The organism is Anaerococcus octavius (assembly GCF_900445265.1).
Taxonomy (GTDB): domain Bacteria; phylum Bacillota; class Clostridia; order Tissierellales; family Peptoniphilaceae; genus Anaerococcus; species Anaerococcus octavius.
Genome location: NZ_UFTA01000002.1, coordinates 1649384 through 1672204 on the forward strand (window position 1 = coordinate 1649384; position 22821 = coordinate 1672204).

Here is a 22821-nt window from a genome sequence, read left to right on the forward strand (position 1 = left end):
AAAATCAGACTTCATTTGAGGTCTGATTTTTTAAAACTATTAACCATTTATAAATTTTGATCTAATTTTACATAATTATTTTTATAATTGTATAGGAAAACTAGATATTTTATGATTGACGTAAAGATCAATATATCTATATATTAATAATTATAATTTAAAAAGGAAAAATATGACTAATAAAGAATTGTATAAAATTGCATATAATTGCATATAATCATATAAATCATATTGATTTAAAGCAGTTTGGAACTGCAGGCCATGTTGCATGTGCCCTAGAAAGTAAAGAAGGAAATATATTTACTGGTATTTGCATTGATTTACCATGTTCAATTGGTCTTTGTGCAGAATAATCAGCTATTGCTGAAATGATAAAAAATAATGAAACTGTAATTAATAAAATAATTGCCGTGTATGAAGATGGAAGTATTTTACCTCCTTGTGGAAGATGCAGAGAATTTATTTCGCAAATAGATAATAAAAATATAGAAACTATAATAGTGCTTCCAGAACTAGAAGAGCTACTACTTAAAGACTTATTGCCAGAAAGTTGGGATTACAAATGGGATTAGTGAAATTTAATGATAGAATATTTTATCTACCTCATGAAACTCAGACAGACAGACCCCTATTAGCTTATGTAAAAGGTGAGAAGTTTTCTCTTGCCATAGACGCAGGAAATTCTGCTGACCATGTTGATAAATTCTACAAATCTTTAGAAGCAGAAAATTTAAAAAAACCAGAAGTGACAATTATTACCCATTGGCATTGGGATCATACTTTTGGTATGCACAATATAAATGGATTATCCATTGCTCATAAAAAAACTAATGAATTTTTAAAAGCAGAGCAGGATAAATTTAAGGACACTTCTTATTTAGATATCTTAAAAAAGAGATAATAAATATATTGCTAGAGAATATTCAAATAATGAGGATATTATTGTCACTTTATCAGATATTGAATTTGATAAAGAACTAGTAATTAATCTTGGAGATATTAGTGCAGAAATATTTCATACACAAGCACCTCATAGTGAAGATACAGTTTTAATCTACATACCTGAAGAAAAAGTTTTATTTTTGGGAGATTCTACAAGTGAAGATTTCTTTAATAACAATTATATGGATATAAATAAATTGAAATCACTAATAGAAACTATAGGAAAGATAGAATGTAAAACATGTATTTTAGGTCACGCTGAACCCTTAAATAAAAATGATTTACTTGATTATTTAGAATCACTTTTATAATCTATTTAAAAAATTATTTAATTTTTGATAAAATTAAAATAAAACCATAAAATCCTATGGGTCCATTTTTTATTGATTATTTAACTTCTGTTTTTTCAAACTCTCATCAAAAGCATTCATTATCATCTGATAAACTTCACCACAATCTTCTTTCTTATTTACATCGTATTATTCATATCTATAGCTATTTTTGGACTGTAGTTATAATCTTCATATCATTTTTGATATTTTTTGTGGAGAAGTTTGAAGTAGGCTAGGTCTTTTTGCCTTTTTTAGTATTTTCATCTATTTGCTCAAAGGCTCTTCCGCGTTTACCTAAGTTTTCTAAAAACTTATCGAATGTTATATCAAGATATACTAAAAGGTCTGGTGCTTTTTTTGGCATATTTTCTATTTCTTCTAGTATATTGTCTAATAGGTCCTTGTAAACGTCGTATTCTACTTGGGTGATGTTACTTTCCATGAGATTTATTCTGGTAAAAAGTTCATCCTCGTAGATGCTGCGATCTAGGACGTTTTTGTTGTTTTTAAGAGCTTGTTTAATTAATTTGAATTTCTCGTTTAAAAAATATATTTGAAGCAAAAATGCGTATTTTCTTTATTATTATAATACATAGGTAGGATTGGATTATCATCTACTGGTTCTATCATAAAATCTGTATTAAGCTTATCTGCAAGCCTTGCTGATACTGTGGACTTGCCTGCTGCAATCATTCCAGCTAAAACTATCACTGGCATGGTCTTTTTGCTTTAAATATTTGCTAAATATTTTAGATTAAAATTTTGTTATAATTGATTTTTTCATGGTAGCTTAATTAACTATGATTATTTAATGTGCTACTTCGAATTTTGGAGGGCTTCTTTAAGGGGGGGCGTCCTCACTCAGTCGGACAGGCTATCCCCCCTCCAAAGTATCTTGCTTTGCAAGACCATTCCATGGAGGGTCCTCCATTAGCCGGACGGACTAGTTTCAAGCCATCCCGCAAACTTCACCCCTAAACGGCCCCTGCCGGGGTGCGTTTTTGCTAGGAATCGCTTTGCTTTTTACTATATCTTTATATTTTAACTATTTAGCAGAATTTTGATTCTTTAGATTTTCATTTTAGCTGGAAAAGGCTATAGGATTTGGAAATGGGCAATATTTTTTATTACCTCCATTACAACTACTCATTAACACCCACAAAAAAATCTCCTCTATTATATAATAGAGGAGATTGGAGATTTTTCCTAATTTTCATCTGCTTGTTCGCCAGGATACATTGTAGATGCTCCAGGGTACATATTTCCTAGTTCTTCTATTATTAGTCCTAGGTCACCTTCTCCTGTTTCTTCAAGTTTAGACATGGCTCTGGTATAAGCTATATCTATATCTTCATTTTTCATTTGATTTACTGTTGCTGGACTAAATTCGTAGTATTGGACTAGGGCAGATTTTATCGCATCGTAGTCTGTTTGGCTTGATCCAAATTTTTTAAATTTATTTGTATTATCTGAAGTTTCTGAACTTTGTTCATCATTTTTTGTTTCTTCATCATCCTGCTCTTGGCTTTGTTCTTCTTGTTTATTATCGCCAAATAATATTTCACCGGCATTTTTAATGTAGTCATCGTAATATAGGTCTATATTGTCTTCGTAAGCTTTGTGAAAGGCATCTTGTACTGTTTTATCATCTACTGCCCAAACTTTATCTGCTGGATAACCTAAATCTATCATTAATTGTCTTTCATGATCAAACATTCCCTTATAATCGCCTTTTTCGGCTGCAGTTTGATTGTATCTGTTTTCTATGGAGTCTAGTGGAAATTTATTGGATAATTCTGGGTACATTTTTGCTAGTTCTTGGAAAACAAAGTCTTTGGCATCCCAATATCCTGTTTCTTCACTTAAGTCGTTTGCTTTTTGGATTAATTCTTCTAGGTCTTTATCGGTTAGATTTTTTACTAAAGTTGGTGAAAAATCTCCTATATTTAATATCATATCACGCCATTTATTTAAATCATTGGCATCATCATCTTTTTCTTCTTTTTCTTTTGAATCTTTCTTTTCGTTTTTATCTGCTACCACATCTTTTTCTACTGGACCATCTAGGGCTTGAGAAATAGTTTCTTCTGTAACAGCATTATCTTTATTTGCATCTTGAGCGCATGCACTTAGTGTAAGGACAAGTCCAAGTGTAAGTATAATTTTTTTGTTTTTCATAAGGGCCTCCTTGATAGCTTCTATTTTACTATACTTCCCTTATTTTGAATAGATAAATGGACAATTGTAACTAATTCTTAACTATTAATAGGGTAAAATCTAAAAGAATTTACAAAAATTGTAACCTTTTTGTTGCAATTACTGGAAAAATAGATTATAATAAGGTCAGTGATAAAAAACAGGCAGAAAATTTGTAATAATATTGTAATATAGAGTGAGGAAGAATGATGAAAAAAATTAGCAATAAAATAAATAAAACATTGTTACTTGCCTCAACATTATTTGTATCCACTGCTGTTAGTACAGCTGATAAATCATATGCTGATGAAGGGTATGACCTAAATGTTGAACCAAGCAAGTCGACTGATTTAGATAACTACGAAACTGAAGCAAACGTAGAAAATTCTGAAGCTACTTCTGATGATACTATCAACTATGACAATCAAGCTTTAACTAATGACGAATCTATCGATAAATCCCAAAGTCTTACACCACAAGAAAATACTACAGACCAACAAAGCACAGATTCTACACAAAAAGTAGAAGCTGATTTTGAAGTTGAATTAAATCCAAAAAAAGAAGAAAAAGTAGAAGAAGTTCAAACTCCATCCAGTGATAATCTTGATGAAGTAATCTATTATGATAACTCAAATCTAGATGATGCTTTAAAAGAAGACTACAAACCAGCTTATAATCAACAAGAAGAAACTTTTAAGCAAGAAAACGAAGAAGAAAATAAAACTAATCAAGCAAATGATACACAAACAGTAGAAGAAAATACAAATAATAAATCACAAGAAGAAGAAAAAGACCACGATCAAAATGATCAAGAAGAAGCAGATATTGAACAAACAAATTACTATGCACCAAAAGGCACAGGATATTTTGTAAATGAAGGTAATTCTACAAGATATTACGAGGATAACAAGCTTGTAAAAAGTGCTAATGTTATAGTAAAAGATAAATTTTACGAAATTGACCAAGATGGTAATGCAACTAACCCAAAAACTCTTTGGGGACGTATTGGAGATAATATTTATTATATGAATGAAGAAGGCAATCTTACAAAAGGTATTGCCCAAATTAAAGATAACAAATATTATTTTAACGAAAATGGTCAATTACAAAGAAATAAAAGAATTGTAACTAATGAATCTCATTATGAATTAGGTAATGATGGGGCAATGACAGCTCCAACAAATAGCTGGGTTAAGATCAATAACAAAAAATACTATAACGACAATGAAGGCAAGCTACTAAAAGGTATTGCTAAAATTGGTGACAAATCATATTACTTCGATAATAATGGTGCGCTTACAGCAAATAAAAAACTATTAGCAGCAAGTAAATACTATGTAGTAGATAAAAATGGTCAAGCTTACAACCTTGCTAACAAATGGTTTAGCCTTGGTGGTTATACATATAGATCAGGCAATGATGGTAAAGTAGTAAAAGGTGCCCATAATATCAACAATAACCTATATGTATTTGATGGAAATGGAAAGTTAGCTCAAAATAAATCATCAATTTCTGCTGGTAAATTTTACAAATCAGATGCAAAAGGTCTTGCGACAGTTATTAAAAACTCTTGGGTAGAACTAGATGGCAGAAAATATCATACAAATCCAGCAGGTTATGTAAAAGAAGGCGTTTGGAAAATAGATAACAATTACTATTATTTCACACAAAATGGACTAACACCAAATCAAACTGTTACACAAAAAGGTGTAGTTTATAAAGTTGATGCAAATGGTATTGCTACAAGAGAAGATAACAACATTCCAGGAGAAAAAAATATAGATAAAGTAATGGAATGGATGTTTAATGCAAGAGATAAAAGAATGACATATAATATGGGAGCTGGTAGAAACTCTGCAACACAAGCAGACTGTTCATCAGCAGTTTATAGAGCACTAATTCACGGTGGGTTCCTAAATAAAGATGCTTGGATTGGAAATACAGAAACATTATTCCAAATGGGTGCAAAAGGCACTGTAATGTATGAAGTAAAAGAAAATGAGCTTCAATATGGAGATATTTTTGTAGCGGGAAGACCAGGAGGATCTATAGGAGCAGCAGGCCATACAGGATTTATCCTAAACCCACACGAAGATACAATCATTCATATGACTTATGGAAAAAATGGCGTCGCAGTAACACAAAGAAAAGGCTACATGGGAGATAGCAGAGGACTACCTGTAAGATATTATAGATTAGTTGGTGCTAACTCTAATGGTGCATATTTGAATAGAAAATAGTATATTAATTTAACACCCTATTTTTAGGGTGTTTTTTTGTGCCTATAACTAAAATTTTTTTAGCTATCTTATTTTTTTAAAAATTGTATAATGAGTAAAATACATTTTGTAAACGTAGTCAAAATTTGGGGTATAAGAATTATATATTATCTAACAAAGACTGGAATTTCAAAATCTTATTTCACTCTACCATAGTGAAGAACAGTGGAAATATTTACATGCTCTATATAAAAATATTGATATTTAAATCACTGATATTTATAAAAATTCGTAATTATTTATAAAAATAATTATAGCTATTGATTAAGTATATTTTTTGACATAAAATGATTTTTAATAAAACAACGGAGGATATGCAAAGTGAAAATGAAAAAAGTTTTCTCTTCCCTAATGGCTTTAGGTATTGTAACAACCCTAACAGCTTGTGGAGGAAGCACTGATTCAGCAACTTCTACAGATTCTAATGAAGATAAAAAAGCAGAAGAAAATACTGATGACAAAGAAGATAAAAAAGAAGACGATAAAACAGCTGAAAACACTGATGGTGATGAACATGCTAAAAATACAGAAGAATTAGAAAACTTCGAAGCACAAACAAGTGATGATACCCTTGTAATCGGTAGTTCAGAATTTTCTGGTGACTTCCTAGCTGGATGGCAAAACTCAGCCAATGATGTAGTAATTAGAAAATTACTAGGTATTGAAGGATCTAATGGTTTTAATACTATGATCGTTGATGAAAATGGTGAATGGCTTGCCAACTCTGCTGTACTTGAAGGTGAACCAGAAACAACAGATAACAAAGATGGTTCAAGAACCTTTACTTTTAAAATCAAACCAGGTTTAAAATGGTCTGATGGAGAAGAATTAACAGCAGATGATTATATTTTTGATTCTTTACTATTTACTCACCCAGAATTTATGCCTCTAACAGGATCAATAAATCCAGGGGACCTATTTGGTAAAGGCTATGAAGTCTACCACTCAGGTGAATCTGATACTTTTGAAGCGGTGGAAAAAATTGACGATCACACATTCACATATACAATCGATAGTGAACAACTTCCTTACTACTACGAAAAAGCTCTAGCTGCAATCTCAGCTTTCCCAATGCATGTAGTAACTAAAAACTTAGCATTAAGTGAAGATGGTAAAAAACTTATAGCAAAAGATGGATATAAACCTAGTGAAGAAGAAGTAAAAGCATATAAGGATTCTATCCAAGAACAAATTGATAAAGCAAATGAAGAGTTTAAAGAAATAGAAGAACCAGCAGATGATGCATCAGATAATGAAAAGAAAGCTTATGAAGAAGAAAAGAAAGCTAATGATGAAAAAATCGCTGATCTTCAAGAAAAACTTGACGGTGATGTTGATCCAACAGAACAACTTATCGAACAGGCTATGCTAAATGTATATAACGACTATAGATCAAATCCAAGTGTAGTTGGTGGACCATATAAATTTGACGAATACAACAATAATATGGTCAAACTTTCTTTAAACCCAGAATATCAAGGAAACTTTAAAGGTCAAAAAGCTACAATTCCAAATATTATTGTCCAATATGTAAATCATAATATAGCGGTAGACCTACTAGAAAATGGCGATATCGATGTATGGCAAGGAGAAAGTGAAGGTGGCAAAATCGATAAGATGAAAGCTGCTGAAGATGCTGGTAAAATCGGTATCAATACTTTCGAAAGAAACGGTTACGGATCACTTAACTTCTTAACAGATAGAGGAACAACACAATATAAAGAAGTTCGTCAAGCAATTGCTCACTTGATGGATAGAAACACATTTGTTCAATCCTATGCAGGTGGTTACGGTGTAGTTACAAATGGGGAATATGGTCTTAGCCAATGGATGTATAAAGAACGTGGAGCTGACCTAGAAGGTAAACTAACAAACTACCAACTAAATATAGACACAGCTAACGAATTACTTGATAAATCACCATACAAATTTGAAAAAAATGGGAAAACTGCTTGGGATCGATCTAAGGCAGAAGAAGCATTTGACAAGGATGCAGATGGTTTTGACTATTATAGATACAATGATAAGGGTGAAAAACTTGTAGTAAACCAATATGGTTCAGAAGAATCACCAATCACAAGTTTAATGAACAGCCAATTACCAGTAAATGCAAAACAAGCTGGTATGGAATATAACGTAACAGCTGGATCATTCCCAACCATTCAAGAATACTATGTTTACCCAGAAGAAGATGCAGAATACACAGCATTCTCAATGGCTCAAAGCTTCTCTGAGACATATGATCCTTGGGCTCAATTTAACTCAAACGGTAACGACAACAAAACTAGAGTAAATGATCCAAAAGCTGATGAGTTGACAGTTAAACTTCGTCAAACACCACCAGATGATAAAGAACAATACCTAGATAATTGGGAAGAATTCCAACAATGGTATAATGACTACTTACCACAAATCCCACTTTACTCTAACCTATATCACACAGGATATACAAAAAGAGTTGAAGGATTTGATGTAAATACACCATCATGGGGTATAGAAGACCAAATCAATGCTATTAAACTAAAATAGTCAAATAAAAATTAAAACTAAATGAGCTCACATCTAGTGAGCTTTTTTAGTATTTAATTATATATCTATTTTGCAACAAAATTATTATTAATTTAATTGTATAAATATATAGTGAAATGATTTATTTTTACCAGAGGAGGTTTTCTAAAAATGGCGATTTTTAGGGGCGGTTTGGGTCTTTTTTATTGACAAACAAAGTTTGGTATATTAATATATTATTTATAAAAAATGTTATTTTTGGAAGTTTTTAGCCCTTTTTACTAACCACTTAGGATTTTATATTTTTAAGGCATGGTTAATAAATTTATTTTTAATTATTTGAGAAATTTCTTTATATAACAATGTAGAAAGGAAAGTTATGTTTCGTTATATATTAAAAAGAATATTAAGCATGATTCCTACTGCTTTAATAATTTCTATAATTCTCTTTGCTTTTTCTAAAGCCATGCCAGGAGATCCTATCCAAGCAATGATGCCTCAAGGAACAGCTATGACCAAGACCCAAGAAGAACAATTATACAAAAACTTATCAGAAAGATATGGACTTGATAAATCATATACAGAACAATATGTAAGATGGCTTGGTAGAATGCTAAAGGGAGATTTTGGTGAATCTCTTAGAGTAAGAAAACCAGTAAAAGATTATCTAAAAGAGCCTTTAAAAAATACTATCTACCTAAATATAGGTTCTACTATTTTATCATTTGTCTTATCCATACTAATAGGTATAAGGTCGGCTACCCACAGGGGTGGAGCTTTTGATAAGATCTTCCAGACACTAACCCTAATTGGTATATCAATTCCTATATTTTTTATTGCCCTACTTTTAATATATTTCTTTTCATTTAGGTTAAAATGGCTGCCAGCAAATGGTATGCCACGTCAAAATACTTTTGGTCAATGGGTAAGATATTTAACTTTACCAACCATTGCTCTAACTATAGGTTCTCTAGCTTCATTATCTAGATATGTAAGAAACTCTATGCTAGATGCTCTAAATCAAGATTATATTAGAACTGCAAGAAGTAAGGGTCTAAAAGAAAAGACAGTTATTTATTCACATGCTTTTAGAAATGCCCTTATACCAGTAGTTACAGCTCTAACTTGGGCTATTTTAGGAATGTTTTCAGGATCTGCAATTACAGAACGTATTTTCTCATACAGAGGCATAGGAAATGAACTTATAATTGCAGTTATTGCCCAAGATTACAATATAATTTTAGCTTTATCAATGTTTTACGCCGTACTGACACTTTTAGGCAACTTGATAATGGATATAGCCTATGCATTGGTTGATCCAAGAGTAAGACTGGAAGCTTAAGAGGTGTAGTATGAATAAAACTTTTAATAAATCGATCAAATCATATGGTAAATTTTTAAAATCATACTTGCGTTTAGGCTTTACTTTTTCAAATGATCTGCCAAATATGGACAATGGTAGAAGGTTACCAGAAGATGAGAAACTTGATAAAGATGTTAGAAAAAATTTAAATAATCCAAACTCAAATGTTGGAGCAGGACCTGATCCTACTAGCGAAAATAAAGATTTAAAAGAAGAAGCAATTCTTTCTCCAGGAAAGGTTGCAGTTAAAAACTTCTTTAGAAATCCACTTGGAGTTATTGGACTTATAATGTTTGTTGCAATTATTTTGCTTGTTTTTATAGGATCTGCCGTTCTCCCATTTAACCAATATTATTCCCAAGGTAACCTTACAAATGTTGCCCCTGGTGGAGCTTACATGAATTTTCCAAAAGAAATGGAAAAAGAAGGCAGCAAAAAAATTTCAATTGGTAATACTTTTGCTGTAGGTCTTACAAATGAAGATAATGTTTATATTTGGGGATCAGATAATGAAGATAAGGTACTAACAGTCCCTAGTGAAGTTAAAAAAGCCCTTCAAGGAAAAAAAGTAATTGATGTTGCAGCGGGTGATAGGCATATCTTAGTTGCGACTGAGGATAATGAGATCTTTGGCTGGGGAAATAATTCCTTTGAACAAACAAAGATGCCTCCAATGCAAGAAAACCAAATCAAAACTGAAGGTATAGAAAAACTTGGAGCAGGTGTTCAGTATTCAGTTGTCCTTACCAAGGCAAAAAATCTTGTAGTATGGGGATCAACCATGGCTAGCCGCCTAAACTTGATACCATCTGAAGTACAAGGAAAAGTAGAAGACTTTGATACATCACCAATCAATATGATAGTTGCCAAAACTGACGGTACAGTTCAACTTTTAGGAGTACTTGGAGCAGAAAATCAGACAACTATGCCAAAAAAACTTACAGATGGGACTGTTTTTGTAAAAAAAGTTGCCCTTACAAGTTCTTCTGCAGCAGCCATTGATGATAAAGGAAAACTTTATGTTTGGGGACCAAGCAGGGATCAAATTTCTGGAGCTAATGTTCCAGAATTTGAAGCACCAATTGTAGATATCCAGGGAGCAGATACAACTTTTACTGCCCTTGATGAAAACGGCAAACTTTACTCTTGGGGTAAGGATAACTACGGAGAATTAAAAACCCCAGATGGAGAATTTGAACAAATATATGCATCTTATTTTAACCAATATGCAGTAGATAAGGAAGGAAATATCAAAACTTGGGGACTAAATGGTTTTAGATTTGGTTCAGATGATCAAGGACGTGATATATTTACAAGATTAATTCACGGTGGTCGTATGACAATGATTATTTCTTTAATTTCTACAATTATCCAAGTAGTGCTTGGTGTAGCAATTGGTATGATTTCAGGATTTGCAGGTGGACGTGTGGATAATATTTTAATGAGAGTATCAGAAATTATTTCATCATTCCCATTTTATCCAATGCTAATTTCACTTTCTGCCCTACTTCCACCAGGAGCTAGCCAAACTCAAAGAATTACCATGGTAATGGTACTTTTAGGTTTACTAGGTTGGACAGGACTTGCACGACTTGTACGTGGGCAAATCCTTGCAGAACGAGAACGAGATTATATCACAGCAGCTCGTGCCCTTGGTGTAAAAAATTCTCAAATAATGATAAAACACATATTGCCAAATATATTATCTATAGTAATTGTAAATGCAACCTTAGCTTATGCAGGCAACTTGCTAACAGAATCAGGTTTATCATTTTTAGGTTTTGGTGTTCAAGAACCAACACCATCATGGGGTAATATGCTATCAGCTGCCCAAAGTTCAGAAGTGTTAAATATCTACTGGTGGAGATGGGTATTCCCAGCCCTTGCAGTATTTTTAGTATCATTTTCTGTAAACTTAATTGGGGATGCTATAAGAGATGCTATAGACCCTAGAGCAAATGAGAGATAGAGGAAAATAATGAGCTTATTAGAAATAAATAATCTCCACACATATTTCTCCACAAGAAAAGGCCTCATCAAAGCTGTAAATGGAGTTTCCTTTACAGTTGATGAGGGAAAAACCCTAGGTCTTGTAGGAGAGTCTGGTTCAGGTAAAAGCCAAACTGCCATGAGTATTTTGCAATTATTTGAGCCAAACCAAAAAATATATAACGGAGAAATCATATATAAGGGTGAGGACCTAGTAAAATATAAAAGAAGTCAAATGGAAAAAATTAGAGGCAATGAAATATCTATGATTTTCCAAGAGCCAATGAGCTCCCTAAACCCGGTATTTACAGTAGAAAGACAAATCTCAGAAGTTTTAATGCTTCATAGAAATATGAATAAGCAAGAAGCGGCAAAAAGAACTGAAGAATTACTAGCTTCTGTAAAAATCCCAAACCCTCATGTAGTTGTCAAGCAGTATCCCTTTGAACTATCAGGTGGGATGAACCAAAGGGTAATGATTGCAATGGCGCTTACCTGCGAGCCAAAATTATTAATTGCAGATGAGCCAACAACAGCCCTTGATGTAACTATCCAAGCGCAAATTTTAAGGTTGATGAATGATTTAAAACATAGGCTAAACACTTCTATTTTATTTATCACCCACGACCTTGGAGTTATCAACCAAATGGCAGATGAAGTTGCGGTTATGTATTCTGGGCAAATTGTAGAACAATCACCAGTAGAGTTTATCTTTAAACACGATATTACTGACTACAACCACCCATATACAGTAGCACTTTTAAACTCCATTCCATCAATAACTAGTGATAAAAACCAAAGACTAGATATAATTCCAGGATCTGTACCACACCCACTAAACCTTCCAAAGGGATGTAAATTTGCAGATAGGTGTAAATTTGCTACAGAAAAATGTGTAAACGAGATGCCTGAGCTAGTTGCGGTAAATGAGCACCAAAGAATTAGATGTCACTATCCAAATAGAAAGGAAAGGGAAGATGGAAAATACGAATGATAAAAAGGTCTTATTTAAGATAAGAGACCTTAAAAAATATTTCCCTCTTAAGAAAAAAGGACTTTTTAATAAGGGACCAAGTTCCTATGTTCATGCCAACGAATCAATTTCTATTGACATCTATGAAGGTGAAACACTAGGTCTAGTAGGAGAATCTGGATGTGGTAAATCTACATTTGGTAGAACACTTTTACAAATCTATGACCAAACAGAGGGAACAACCCTATACTACGGCAAAACTTTAGAAGATGTTGCTCCAGCATATATGGGAACCATGATAAAAAATATCCCAAGCCAATTTCCAAGCTATGCAACTGCAAACGATGAGCTAAATGCTATCTATAATGAGCTAGAAAATGCTACAGATGATGAAGCGCATGCAGCAGCCAATGAAAAAGCTATGTTTAAACGCCGTGAGATAGAAGAAAAATATCTAAATATGATAAGAATTGCTGGAGGACTTTTAGTAAGTGATGATCTAGCGAAAGTACAAAGTCTTTTAAATGAGTATTATTTAAGCTTAAAAGAGCATTCCAAAGTTATAAACGATATAGAGTTTTTTGAGCAAAAACTACAAATGAGATCTAGACAATGGGATGAATATTATCAAAAATGTGATAATGACCCAAGATACAAAGAATTAATTGCAAAAAGAGATGAACTTTCAAAAGTAGTAGGCGAAAAATATAACAGTATCGAAACTTATAGAGATACTCTAAAAGATAAAGAAGGTTTTGAAGAATTAGAAAGCCAAAGAGATAATGGTATTGATTTATCAGAATTAAATGATGAAGAAATGCGTGAAATGAGAAAAGACCTACAAATGATATTCCAAGACCCATATGGATCACTAGATAGCAAAATGACAGTTGGAAATATCATCGGTGAAGGTGTGCTTGGCCATGATTTATTCAAATCAAGAAAAGATAAGGGCTACAATGAGTACATCCAAGAAACTATGGAGAAATGTGGCCTTGCTCCATATTTCTTGCACAGGTATCCTCACCAATTCTCAGGTGGACAAAGGCAAAGAATCGGTATTGCAAGAGCTCTTGCCCTAAAACCAAGTTTTATAGTTTGTGATGAGGCAGTATCTGCCCTTGACGTATCAATCCAGTCTCAAATTATAAACTTATTGCAAGACCTAAAAGATCAACAAAATAACCTAACCTACTTATTTATTACCCATGACCTTTCAGTTGTAAAATACATTTCTGATCGTATCGGGGTAATGTATTTAGGAGTTTTGGTAGAACTTGCAAGTACAGAGCAAATTTTTGACAACCCTTCCCACCCATATACAAAAGCCTTATTGCAAGCAATTCCTAGAACAGATGTGGACCAAGGCCAAGAACTGCAAACAATCGAGGGAGATATTCCTTCAGCAGTAAATCCACCAATAGGATGCCGTTTCCACACCAGATGCCAATATGCAATGGATATTTGTAAAACTTACCAACCACAGCTAAAAGACTACGGCAATTGTCACTATGTAGCCTGTCACTTGATGGAAGTAAGTGAAGAAGAAAAACAAAAAGCCTTTGAAGAAAATAAAGCTATAAAAGAAAAAGTAGAACATAATTTAGAAGAAATGAGTTATCTATGAGAAAACCTATAGATAAATTTAGCGGAAAAAGTGCTGGAGAAATCTATGAAAAAGAAGACTTGCTAGAAAATGATAATTTAGAAAAAGATGATAGACTAGCCATGTTTCTAGCAGCAATAAAAGTTTTTTTGCCAGGATTACTAATTGTGATAGCTCCATTATTGCTTTTTGCAATATTATTATAAATTTAGATGAGATTTTAATCTCATCTTTTTTTTGCGTAAAATTAAAATAATAATATATTATATATAGCTAAACTAATGGAGGAAAAATGTTTAAGATTAATAATTTTTTAGATAATGATGATATACTTATTACCGATCAGATGGGTTCTTTGAAGGTTGCTGAGTACAAAAGAGATCTATCAGTTACAAAAGAAACTGCACAAAAAGAATACTTTGCAGCTCAGATGGGCGTTAGACTCAAACAATTAATTTGCGACCTATCTCAAAGTCCAGTTACCCTTCAACAAGGAGCCATGCAATGGATGGTTGGTGATGTAAATGCTGGAACAGGAATTAAAGGTGTAGGAGATTTTTTTAGCAAAAGTTTAAGATCATCTGTAACCAATGAATCTGCCATAAAACCAGAATATCATGGAACTGGTATGGTTGTTTTAGAACCTACATATAAATATATTATTTTATTAGATGTGGAAAAATGGAATGGGGGCTTGGTTTTAGAAGATGGATATTTTTTAGCGTGTGAATCAAGTCTAGACCATAAAACAGTAGCAAGATCTTCTGTTTCATCAGCAGTTGCAGGAGGAGAAGGATTATTTAATCTAGGCTTATTTGGACAAGGCATAGTAGCTTTAGAATCTCCAGTAGCCAGAAATGAGCTCATAGAAGTAGAATTAGAAGATGATGAACTTAGGATAGATGGTTCATTTGCTGTAGCTTGGTCATCTTCATTAAAATTTACTGTAGAAAGAACTACAAAATCCTTAATAGGATCTGCAGCCAGCGGTGAAGGACTAGTAAATGTCTATAGGGGAAGTGGAAAAGTATTGATGGCACCAGTAGATATTTAAAAAAACTGGATATCTATATTTTATAAGTAAAGGAGAATGATATGGATTTAAAACTAAAGGATATCTGGGATAGAAATGGTCAATTTGCAATCAAACATTGGGGAAAACTAAAAAGTGAGCCCTTAGATGCTGATTTATCAAATCTTGAAAATTTTAAAGAGTTTTTAATTTACCAATATGGTTGGGATGACAAGCAAGTAGAAGAAGAATTAAAATGGTTTTCAGACTTCTCTAGAACTTTTGAAAGTAAATAATAAAAACATGTAAATATGTAAATTTTAAGTTTTTTTTATATAATTTAGAAAAAAAGTAAAAAAAATAATAAAAAAAAGGAAAACGATGTTTATAATAAAGATTGATGGGTATTATATTAATAAGAAAATATATTTTCAACCAAGAAAGATAGGAGGATAGTCCAATGGAAAGAGAACACGATTTTGAACTTTATTTCAAGCCAGATTGTCCATATTCTTTGAAGGTGTTAGACTTCTTTAGAGATAATAACATCATCAAATTCCCATCTTATAACATAGAAGATGAAACCTGCGGCGAGGAAAATGCTCGTAAATTAAAAGAAGTCGGAGGCAAGGTACAAGTACCATGTATGGTTATAGATGGAAAAGCTATGTATGAATCTGACGATATAATTGAATATGCGAAGGAAAATCTTCTTTAATAAAAATATTAGATATTGAAATAAATATAAAGGCAAGTCGTTTTGAAACTTTGAAAGAAAAAGAGAGCGACCGCTCCAGTTTCAAAAATTGCTGATAATAAGAGTAATTAAAGAAATTTACTTTTAAGTTAACCACTAAACCTAAGTTTTTAAGACTATTTTAAAATAAATTTTTTAAAATCGCAAAGAAGAGTAACAGACCAGACGATTTTTAAATTATTTGTTTAAAGATAGTTTTATCACAAACTTAGGTTTTTTATTATTAAAAAATATTTATAAATAATCCTATTTGTATTAAAAAATTACAGGCATTTATTAAAATAAGGAGAAAAGTTATGAAAAAAGTAAATGCAAATAGAAATTATATGACTTTTTTAAACGGCTTGACTTATGTGTACATACCTATTTTTATTTTTTTAATTGCAGGAACTCTAATAAGAAATTATAATATGGTATTTATATTTTCATTTTTTATTATAATTACAATATCATATTTTTCTGCATATTATATAGTAAATAAAAACTATTCTAAGATACATACAAATAAGTTTATAGAATCAGTAATTCCATTAATATTTATAATTTCTGCTATACTGTCTATATTAGTAAGCTTATTTATAGAAATTTAAAATAAAAAATCCCAAGCATTAATTTGCTTGGGATTTTATTTTAGTCAATTACTTGGTAATTTATATCATCAATTACTTCTTTTGTTTCGTTTTCCATTACATAGTCAGGGATCATTTTATTTGCAATTGTAAATAAAACTGTCATTACAAGTGCATCATCGAACCATCCTAAAAAAGGAATAGCATCTGTAATTAGATCTGCTGGCATAACTGCATAAGCAATAGCCACTAAAACTGCAATTTTTGCAGGTATTGGTGTATTTTTATTTTTTAAAGCTTTAAAAAAAGCTGGAACTTGTCTTCTGATTCTGTTAAATTTTGTCATTGAAACCCCTTTCTTAAAATGAGTTTAAATAAAATTTATTTACACTTATATTATACTTGATTATATTAAAAGTCAAATTAACTATTGTAAGATTTAATAAAACTATGCTTATTTGGTATAATATTTTTAAGGAGAATATTATGGGATTTAGATATAGAAAAAGTATAAACCTTAGCAATGGATTTAGGGTGAATATGAGCAAATCTGGACCAGGATTTTCCTGGGGCGGCAAAGGATATCGCATTACAAAAACTGCCAATGGTAATATCCGAGGAACAGCTTACATTCCAGGTACGGGCATAAGCTATCAAAAGGATTTTGGAAATCCTCATAAAAAAATAAAAGGGAAAAGTAATACGACAAATGCCAGTAAAAATACATCCAGAAATACTACAAAATACCAAAACGATTTGGCAAATATCCATTCAAGTGAAATGGCAGAAATTGTGGCTGCATCTGATAAGAATCGCACCAATAAATATTTTGCTATAGGATTAATTATAATTGGCATGATTCTTGCTATTATTAATCCACTTTTTGTTATAATTTCGGTAGTAGGTGTGATTTTTGAAATTTATAATAAAAATAATCAAACTATAAAACTAGACTATGAAATGAGTGATGATGCTAAAAAAGAACTAGAAGTAACAAATAATTTATTAGCTGGAATTATGGAATCAGATAAGGTGTGGCTAGTAAATGAAAGTGAAGAATCTCTTGTAAATGGTGAAAGTAGATTTAAAATAATTGACCGTAGCCCTATCAATTTTTATAAAGGAACTGATGAAGCTATTGAAACAAACGTGCAAACTTATACCCTAGTTAGTGACAATTTAAAATTAATATTTTTACCAGATTCTATTTTTATCAAGCAAAATGGAAAAATGTCTGCAGTAAGCTTTAAAGAAGTGGACATAAACTTAAGTAAAAATTTATTTTTAGAAGATGAAAAAACTCCTAATGATGCGACAGTTTTGGGCAAAACTTACCTTCACACCAATAAAGACGGTGGACCAGATAGAAGATACAAGGAAAATCCAGAACTTGATTTAGTAGAATATGGAGTGCTTTCAATCGTAAAAGCAGGCTCACTTGATATTTTAATAGTATTTTCAGATACGGTTTTAGATGGAAAATAAAGTTAAATTTATATTTAAAAGTAAAAGCAGTAGATAATTACTGCTTTTTTAATTGCAATCAGCAGAAAATACTTTCAGTATAATCGGAAAAATTGAAAAGGAAAACGGGAAAGCTTTTCCTTAACTGAATGTAATTTCTGATTAATGATACATTATTGAAATTAAATTCAATTATGGATATACTTTTTCTAAAGATGGAGGTTAGGATAATGGAAAACAAAAAGATAGATACTATACAAGGAAATTTGATAGTTTCTTGTCAGGCTTTGCCAGATGAACCCCTACATTCCTCATTTATTATGGGCAGAATGGCAAGAGCTGCCAAAGAAGGTGGTGCTAGTGGTATTAGAGCAAATACAGCAGAAGATATAAGGGAAATCCAAAAAGAGGTAGATTTGCCAATCATAGGCATTGTAAAAAAAGATTATAATGATTCAAAAGTCTACATAAGCCCAACCATGGATGAAATCGATGAGCTAGTAGCAACTGGGGTAGAAATCATAGCTTTAGATGCTACAAAAGATTTAAGACCAAATGGCAAAAGTATCGATGATTTTTATAAACAAATCAAAGAAAAATATCCAAATCAGCTGCTAATGGCAGATTGCTCGACAGTAGAAGAGGCACTCCATGCAGATCAACTAGGTTTTGATTTTATAGGCACAACCTTAGTTGGTTACACTGACCAATCAAAGGGAAATAGAATCGAGGCAAATGATTTTGAAATCTTAAGAGAAATTATAAAAAATGTAGAGGGAAAAGTTATTGCTGAAGGTAATATCAATACCCCAGAAAAAGCAAAAAGAGTTATAGAGCTTGGTGCTTATAGTGTTGTTGTAGGATCAATAATAACTAGACCACAAGTGATTACTAAAAACTTTGTTGACAAACTTGCAGAAAACTAAAAAAATAAAAATTTTAATAAGGAGGAAAACGTAATTATGAGAAATTTGGAAAAATACAAAGGTGTAATCCCAGCATTTTATGCTTGCTATGATGAAGAAGGAAATATAAGTCCAGGAAGAGTAAGAGAACTTACAAAATACTTTATAGAAAAGGGAGTAAAAGGGGTTTATGTAAACGGATCTTCTGGAGAATGTATCTATCAAAGCGTTGAGGATAAAAAAATCGTTTTAGAAAATGTAATGAAAGAAGCAAAAGGCAAATTAACGGTAATTGCCCACGTTGCTTGTAATAATACTAAAGATTCTATGGTACTTGCAGCTCATGCAGAAAGCCTAGGAGTAGATGCCATTGCAGCAATTCCACCAATTTATTTTAGACTACCAGAATATGCTATTGCAGAATATTGGAATGATATTTCATCAGCTGCACCAAATACTGATTTTGTAATCTATAATATCCCACAACTGGCTGGAGTTGCCCTAACACCAAGCTTATTTAAAGAAATGAGAAAAAATCCTCGCGTAATTGGTGTTAAAAACTCATCCATGCCAGTCCAAGATATCCAAATCTTTAAACAAGATGCAGGAGAAGATTATATAATCTTTAATGGTCCAGACGAACAATTTATTTCAGGTCGTCTAATTGGTGCTGAAGCAGGAATCGGTGGAACCTATGGAGTTATGCCAGAATTATTCTTAAAAATGGATGAACATTTTAGAAATAAAAATCTAGATTTAGCCCAACAAATCCAATACGACATCAATGCTATTATTTATAAAATGGTATCAGGTCATGGCAATATGTATGCGGTTATAAAAGCTATTTTAAAAGAAAATGAAAACTTAGACCTAGGATCTGTTAGAAAACCTCTACCAGCCTTAGCCAAAGAAGATGAAAAAATAGTAAAAGAAGCAGCATCTATGATAAGAGATGCAAAAGAAAAATATCTTGGCTAAGTAGGAGGAAAGTATGCAGGGTTTTACGACAATTGACTTAATAATACTTATAGTTTACCTAGGGGCAGTGCTTTTTGCAGGGCTTAGATTTTCTAAAAAGAAAATGGAAGGTAAGGAATACTTTAGAGGGGATGGGTCTATCCCTTGGTGGGTAACATCTGTTTCTATCTTTGCAACCCTACTTAGTCCTATTTCCTTCCTATCACTAGCAGGAAACTCCTATGCAGGAACATGGATAATGTGGTTTGCCCAATTAGGTATGCTAATAGCTATACCATTTACCATAAAATATTTTTTACCAATCTATGCCAAACTTGATATAGATACAGCCTATGAATACCTAGAAATAAGATACAAATCTAAGGGCCTAAGAGTTCTTGGGGCAATAATGTTTATCATTTACCAAATTGGTAGAATGTCCATTATTATGTATTTGCCTTGTATGGTTTTATCTAGGCTTATGGGGATAAATGTAGATATCCTTATAGCTATCATGGGGATAATAGCAATTATTTATTCCTACTCTGGCGGATTAAAATCTGTTTTGTGGACTGACTTTATCCAAGGATCAGTTTTACTAATAGGTGTTACTTTTGGATTAATTTACCTTGTAAGCCATATAAATGGCGGCATGGGAGCTATTAACCACGAATTATTTACAAATAACAAATTTTTAGCGGTAGATCAACCAATATTTGATGCAAACATTCTAAGAGATAGTGTATTTTTACTAATATTTGGTGCAGGAATAAATACAATTGGTTCTTATGTATCAAGCCAAGACATAGTACAAAGATTTACTACTACAAATGATTCTAAACAATTAAGAAAAATGATGATAGGCAATGGATGTTTATCAATATTTATAGCTACTGTGTTTTACCTAATAGGTACAGGACTATATGTTTTCTACCAAGTCCAAGGTAATCCACTACCACCAAATGCCCAACAAGACCAAATTTTTGCTTCATGGATAGCCTATGAACTGCCAGTAGGAGTTACAGGTATATTATTAGCTGCAATTTATGCTGCAGCTCAATCAACCTTGTCAACTGGGCTTAACTCAGTTGCATCAAGCTGGGCTTTAGATATTCAATCAACTGTAAACAAAAAAGAAATAACTTTTGAAAAACAAACTAAAATCGGCCAAAGAGTTTCTCTAGTTGTAGGTGTTTTTGCTATTCTTGTTTCTATGGCACTTGCCCATGGAGGAGTAAAATCAGCCTACGAATGGTTTAACGGATTTATGGGACTAGTTCTAGGAATATTAGTTGGAATATTTATACTCGGAGCCTTTACAAAAGTAGCAAATAAATTTGGAGCTACATTAGCATTTATAGTTGCATCATGTGTAATGATTTATATAAAATATTTCGTAGATGCAGCAAAAGTTTCTTTCTGGTCATACTCAATTATTTCAATACTAGTTTCTCTAGTAGTTGGAGTCATAGCATCAAAAGCTTATAATAAAGCTAAGGGTATAAAAGAAGAACCAGTTGTTAACTCAACTATTTACAATCAAATATAGGAGAACATTATGATATTTGGAAGTACAACAAATTTAGAAGAGTATGCTTTCTTAGAAGATAAAATCAAAGCTTGCTTTGATTTCTACAAAGAAAATGATATGGAAAATATGGAAATAGGTATCCACAAAATTGATGGAGATGATTTATTTGTAAATATAGTGGAATATGATACAACAACTCCTGAAAATAGATTTTGGGAAGCTCATAAAGAATACTTAGATCTACACCTAATGCTTTTAGGAGAGGAAAAAATAAACTTAAACTTTCTAAAAGAAATGAAAGTTTTAGATTACGATCCAGAAGCTGATTTTCAAGCAGCAAATGGAGAAAAAAATTCATCAGTAGATTTAAAAGTAGGAGATTTTTTAATATGCTATCCAAATGATGTCCATATGACAGCCTTACAAATTGATGATCCGGTATATACAAAAAAAGCTATATTTAAAATCAAAATTTAATTTAATCTAAAAAGGCATAAGTCAAAAAACTTATGCCTTTTTGTAAACATAAAATTAGGAGAAAAAATGAAAAAATACATCAGCATAGATATAGGTGGTACCTTTATAAAATATGGATTAATAAATGAAAATGGTCACATTTTAGAAAAAAATCAAGTAGAAACACAGGCAAGCCTAGGTGGTGAGCAAATATTAGAAAAAGTTTTAAAAATAGTAGGAATTTATAAGCAAAAAGAAAAGGTAGAGGGAGTAGCCATATCTACAGCAGGAATGGTAGATGCAAAAAAAGGATCTATACGCTATGCTTCAGAACTTATACCAAAGTACACAGGAATACAATTTAAAGAACCAATCAAAGAAAAATTTGATTTACCTTGCCAGGTAGAAAACGACGTAAACTGTGCAGGACTGGCAGAATATAAAGCAGGAGCAGGAAAAGATAGCAAAATTGCACTAATCCTTACCATAGGAACAGGTATAGGAGGTTGTGTAGTAATTAATGATGAAGTTTACCATGGAGTTTCTGGATCTGCTATGGAAGTAGGCTATATGAAAGTAAAAGATAGTACATTTGAAACTTTGGGATCAGCAAAAGCACTTGTAGAAAAAGTTGCTAATTTAAAAAATGATAATGTGGATAATTGGGATGGCAAAAAAGTATTTGCCCTTGCTAAAAGTGGTGATGAAATTTGTATAAAAGCAATAGATGAAATGTGTGATATTTTAGCTATGGGCATTGCAAATATTTCTTACGTCCTAAATCCAGACACAGTTATCCTCGGTGGAGGAATTATGGCACAAGAAGAATATCTATACGAAAGAATTGATAGAAAACTTAAAATATATTTAGAAAAACCTCTTTATGATGAAATTTCCCTAAAATTTGCCAGCAATCAAAATGCAGCTGGTATGTTGGGAGCCTTTTATAATTTCCAAAATAAAGAAGAGAATATCTAAGGAA

Annotated in this window: 23 protein-coding genes and 1 pseudogene; 21 read left to right on the top strand and 3 right to left on the bottom strand. The window is 32.0% G+C overall.

What is annotated here, in order from left to right; genetic code table 11:
* Positions 1-197 precede the first annotated feature (197 nt).
* The 4 genes from DY249_RS09365 to DY249_RS09380 all read left to right on the top strand — a co-directional run bounded on the left by DY249_RS09365 (position 198) and on the right by DY249_RS09380 (position 1253).
* The gene (locus DY249_RS09365) at positions 198-353 is read left to right on the top strand and encodes a cytidine/deoxycytidylate deaminase family protein (protein WP_245943558.1); all 156 of its coding nucleotides are present in this window, start codon (positions 198-200) and stop codon (positions 351-353) included.
* Positions 354-368: 15 nt separating this feature from the next.
* On the top strand, positions 369-572 hold the full coding sequence (locus DY249_RS09370) for a hypothetical protein (protein WP_245943559.1): 204 nt from the start codon (positions 369-371) through the stop codon (positions 570-572).
* Positions 563-901, top strand: a complete 339-nt coding sequence (locus tag DY249_RS09375; RefSeq protein ID WP_245943560.1) for an MBL fold metallo-hydrolase — start codon at positions 563-565, stop codon at positions 899-901. Before DY249_RS09370 ends, DY249_RS09375 begins: the two co-directional genes overlap by 10 nt.
* Positions 902-1082: 181 nt before the next feature.
* Positions 1083-1253: a hypothetical protein gene (locus tag DY249_RS09380; protein WP_245943561.1), complete on the top strand. Its 171-nt coding sequence runs from the start codon at positions 1083-1085 to the stop codon at positions 1251-1253.
* Between the two features lie 253 nt (positions 1254-1506).
* Here DY249_RS09380 and DY249_RS07980 read toward each other — a convergent pair.
* Positions 1507-1991, bottom strand: a pseudogene (locus tag DY249_RS07980) (deoxynucleoside kinase).
* A gap of 489 nt (positions 1992-2480) precedes the next feature.
* On the bottom strand, positions 2481-3452 hold the full coding sequence (locus tag DY249_RS07985; protein WP_115595792.1) for a hypothetical protein: 972 nt from the start codon (positions 3450-3452) through the stop codon (positions 2481-2483).
* A gap of 227 nt (positions 3453-3679) precedes the next feature.
* Between DY249_RS07985 and DY249_RS07990 the strand changes: the two genes are divergently transcribed.
* From DY249_RS07990 to DY249_RS08040, 11 genes are all read left to right on the top strand, one after another.
* Entirely contained in the window at positions 3680-5710 is a 2031-nt protein-coding gene (locus tag DY249_RS07990) for a peptidoglycan amidohydrolase family protein (protein ID WP_172540082.1), read from the top strand.
* Between the two features lie 366 nt (positions 5711-6076).
* Complete coding sequence (locus DY249_RS07995) at positions 6077-8278, top strand: ABC transporter substrate-binding protein (protein ID WP_342767206.1); 2202 nt, start codon at positions 6077-6079, stop codon at positions 8276-8278.
* Positions 8279-8636: 358 nt separating this feature from the next.
* Entirely contained in the window at positions 8637-9599 is a 963-nt protein-coding gene (locus DY249_RS08000; protein WP_115595795.1) for an ABC transporter permease, read from the top strand.
* A 10-nt stretch (positions 9600-9609) separates the two neighbouring features.
* Entirely contained in the window at positions 9610-11589 is a 1980-nt protein-coding gene (locus tag DY249_RS08005) for an ABC transporter permease subunit (protein WP_115595796.1), read from the top strand.
* 9 nt (positions 11590-11598) lie between these two features.
* The gene (locus tag DY249_RS08010) at positions 11599-12603 is read left to right on the top strand and encodes an ABC transporter ATP-binding protein (protein WP_115595797.1); all 1005 of its coding nucleotides are present in this window, start codon (positions 11599-11601) and stop codon (positions 12601-12603) included.
* A complete protein-coding gene (locus tag DY249_RS08015) occupies positions 12587-14209 on the top strand; it encodes an oligopeptide/dipeptide ABC transporter ATP-binding protein (RefSeq protein ID WP_115595798.1) in 1623 nt (540 codons plus the stop codon). The genes DY249_RS08010 and DY249_RS08015 overlap by 17 nt, the downstream gene beginning before the upstream one ends.
* Positions 14206-14394, top strand: a complete 189-nt coding sequence (locus tag DY249_RS08020) for a hypothetical protein (protein ID WP_101539761.1) — start codon at positions 14206-14208, stop codon at positions 14392-14394. The genes DY249_RS08015 and DY249_RS08020 overlap by 4 nt, the downstream gene beginning before the upstream one ends.
* Before the next feature lie 86 nt (positions 14395-14480).
* Positions 14481-15242, top strand: a complete 762-nt coding sequence (locus DY249_RS08025; protein ID WP_101539762.1) for an AIM24 family protein — start codon at positions 14481-14483, stop codon at positions 15240-15242.
* A 41-nt stretch (positions 15243-15283) separates the two neighbouring features.
* Positions 15284-15496, top strand: coding sequence for a hypothetical protein (locus tag DY249_RS08030; RefSeq protein ID WP_115595799.1), 213 nt, complete (start codon positions 15284-15286; stop codon positions 15494-15496).
* 164 nt (positions 15497-15660) lie between these two features.
* Positions 15661-15918, top strand: a complete 258-nt coding sequence (locus DY249_RS08035; RefSeq protein ID WP_115595800.1) for a glutaredoxin family protein — start codon at positions 15661-15663, stop codon at positions 15916-15918.
* A 335-nt stretch (positions 15919-16253) separates the two neighbouring features.
* Positions 16254-16547 (top strand): hypothetical protein, encoded by a 294-nt coding sequence (locus tag DY249_RS08040; protein ID WP_115595801.1) that lies wholly within the window; start codon positions 16254-16256, stop codon positions 16545-16547.
* A gap of 40 nt (positions 16548-16587) precedes the next feature.
* Here DY249_RS08040 and DY249_RS08045 read toward each other — a convergent pair whose 3' ends face one another.
* The gene (locus DY249_RS08045; protein ID WP_115595802.1) at positions 16588-16872 is read right to left on the bottom strand and encodes a YkvA family protein; all 285 of its coding nucleotides are present in this window, start codon (positions 16870-16872) and stop codon (positions 16588-16590) included.
* A 140-nt stretch (positions 16873-17012) separates the two neighbouring features.
* Between DY249_RS08045 and DY249_RS08050 the strand changes: the two genes are divergently transcribed.
* The 6 genes from DY249_RS08050 (at position 17013) to DY249_RS08075 (ending at position 22817) form a co-directional block, all read left to right on the top strand.
* Positions 17013-18011, top strand: coding sequence for a DUF4236 domain-containing protein (locus DY249_RS08050; protein WP_172540083.1), 999 nt, complete (start codon positions 17013-17015; stop codon positions 18009-18011).
* Positions 18012-18220: 209 nt separating this feature from the next.
* Entirely contained in the window at positions 18221-18916 is a 696-nt protein-coding gene (locus DY249_RS08055) for an N-acetylmannosamine-6-phosphate 2-epimerase (protein ID WP_172540084.1), read from the top strand.
* Positions 18917-18952: 36 nt separating this feature from the next.
* A complete protein-coding gene (locus DY249_RS08060) occupies positions 18953-19873 on the top strand; it encodes a dihydrodipicolinate synthase family protein (protein ID WP_115595804.1) in 921 nt (306 codons plus the stop codon).
* A gap of 13 nt (positions 19874-19886) precedes the next feature.
* Entirely contained in the window at positions 19887-21401 is a 1515-nt protein-coding gene (locus DY249_RS08065) for a sodium:solute symporter family protein (RefSeq protein ID WP_115595805.1), read from the top strand.
* A gap of 9 nt (positions 21402-21410) precedes the next feature.
* Positions 21411-21860 (top strand): NanQ anomerase/TabA/YiaL family protein, encoded by a 450-nt coding sequence (locus DY249_RS08070; protein ID WP_115595806.1) that lies wholly within the window; start codon positions 21411-21413, stop codon positions 21858-21860.
* 66 nt (positions 21861-21926) lie between these two features.
* Positions 21927-22817, top strand: a complete 891-nt coding sequence (locus tag DY249_RS08075) for an ROK family protein (protein WP_115595807.1) — start codon at positions 21927-21929, stop codon at positions 22815-22817.
* The last annotated feature ends 4 nt before the right edge of the window (positions 22818-22821 follow it).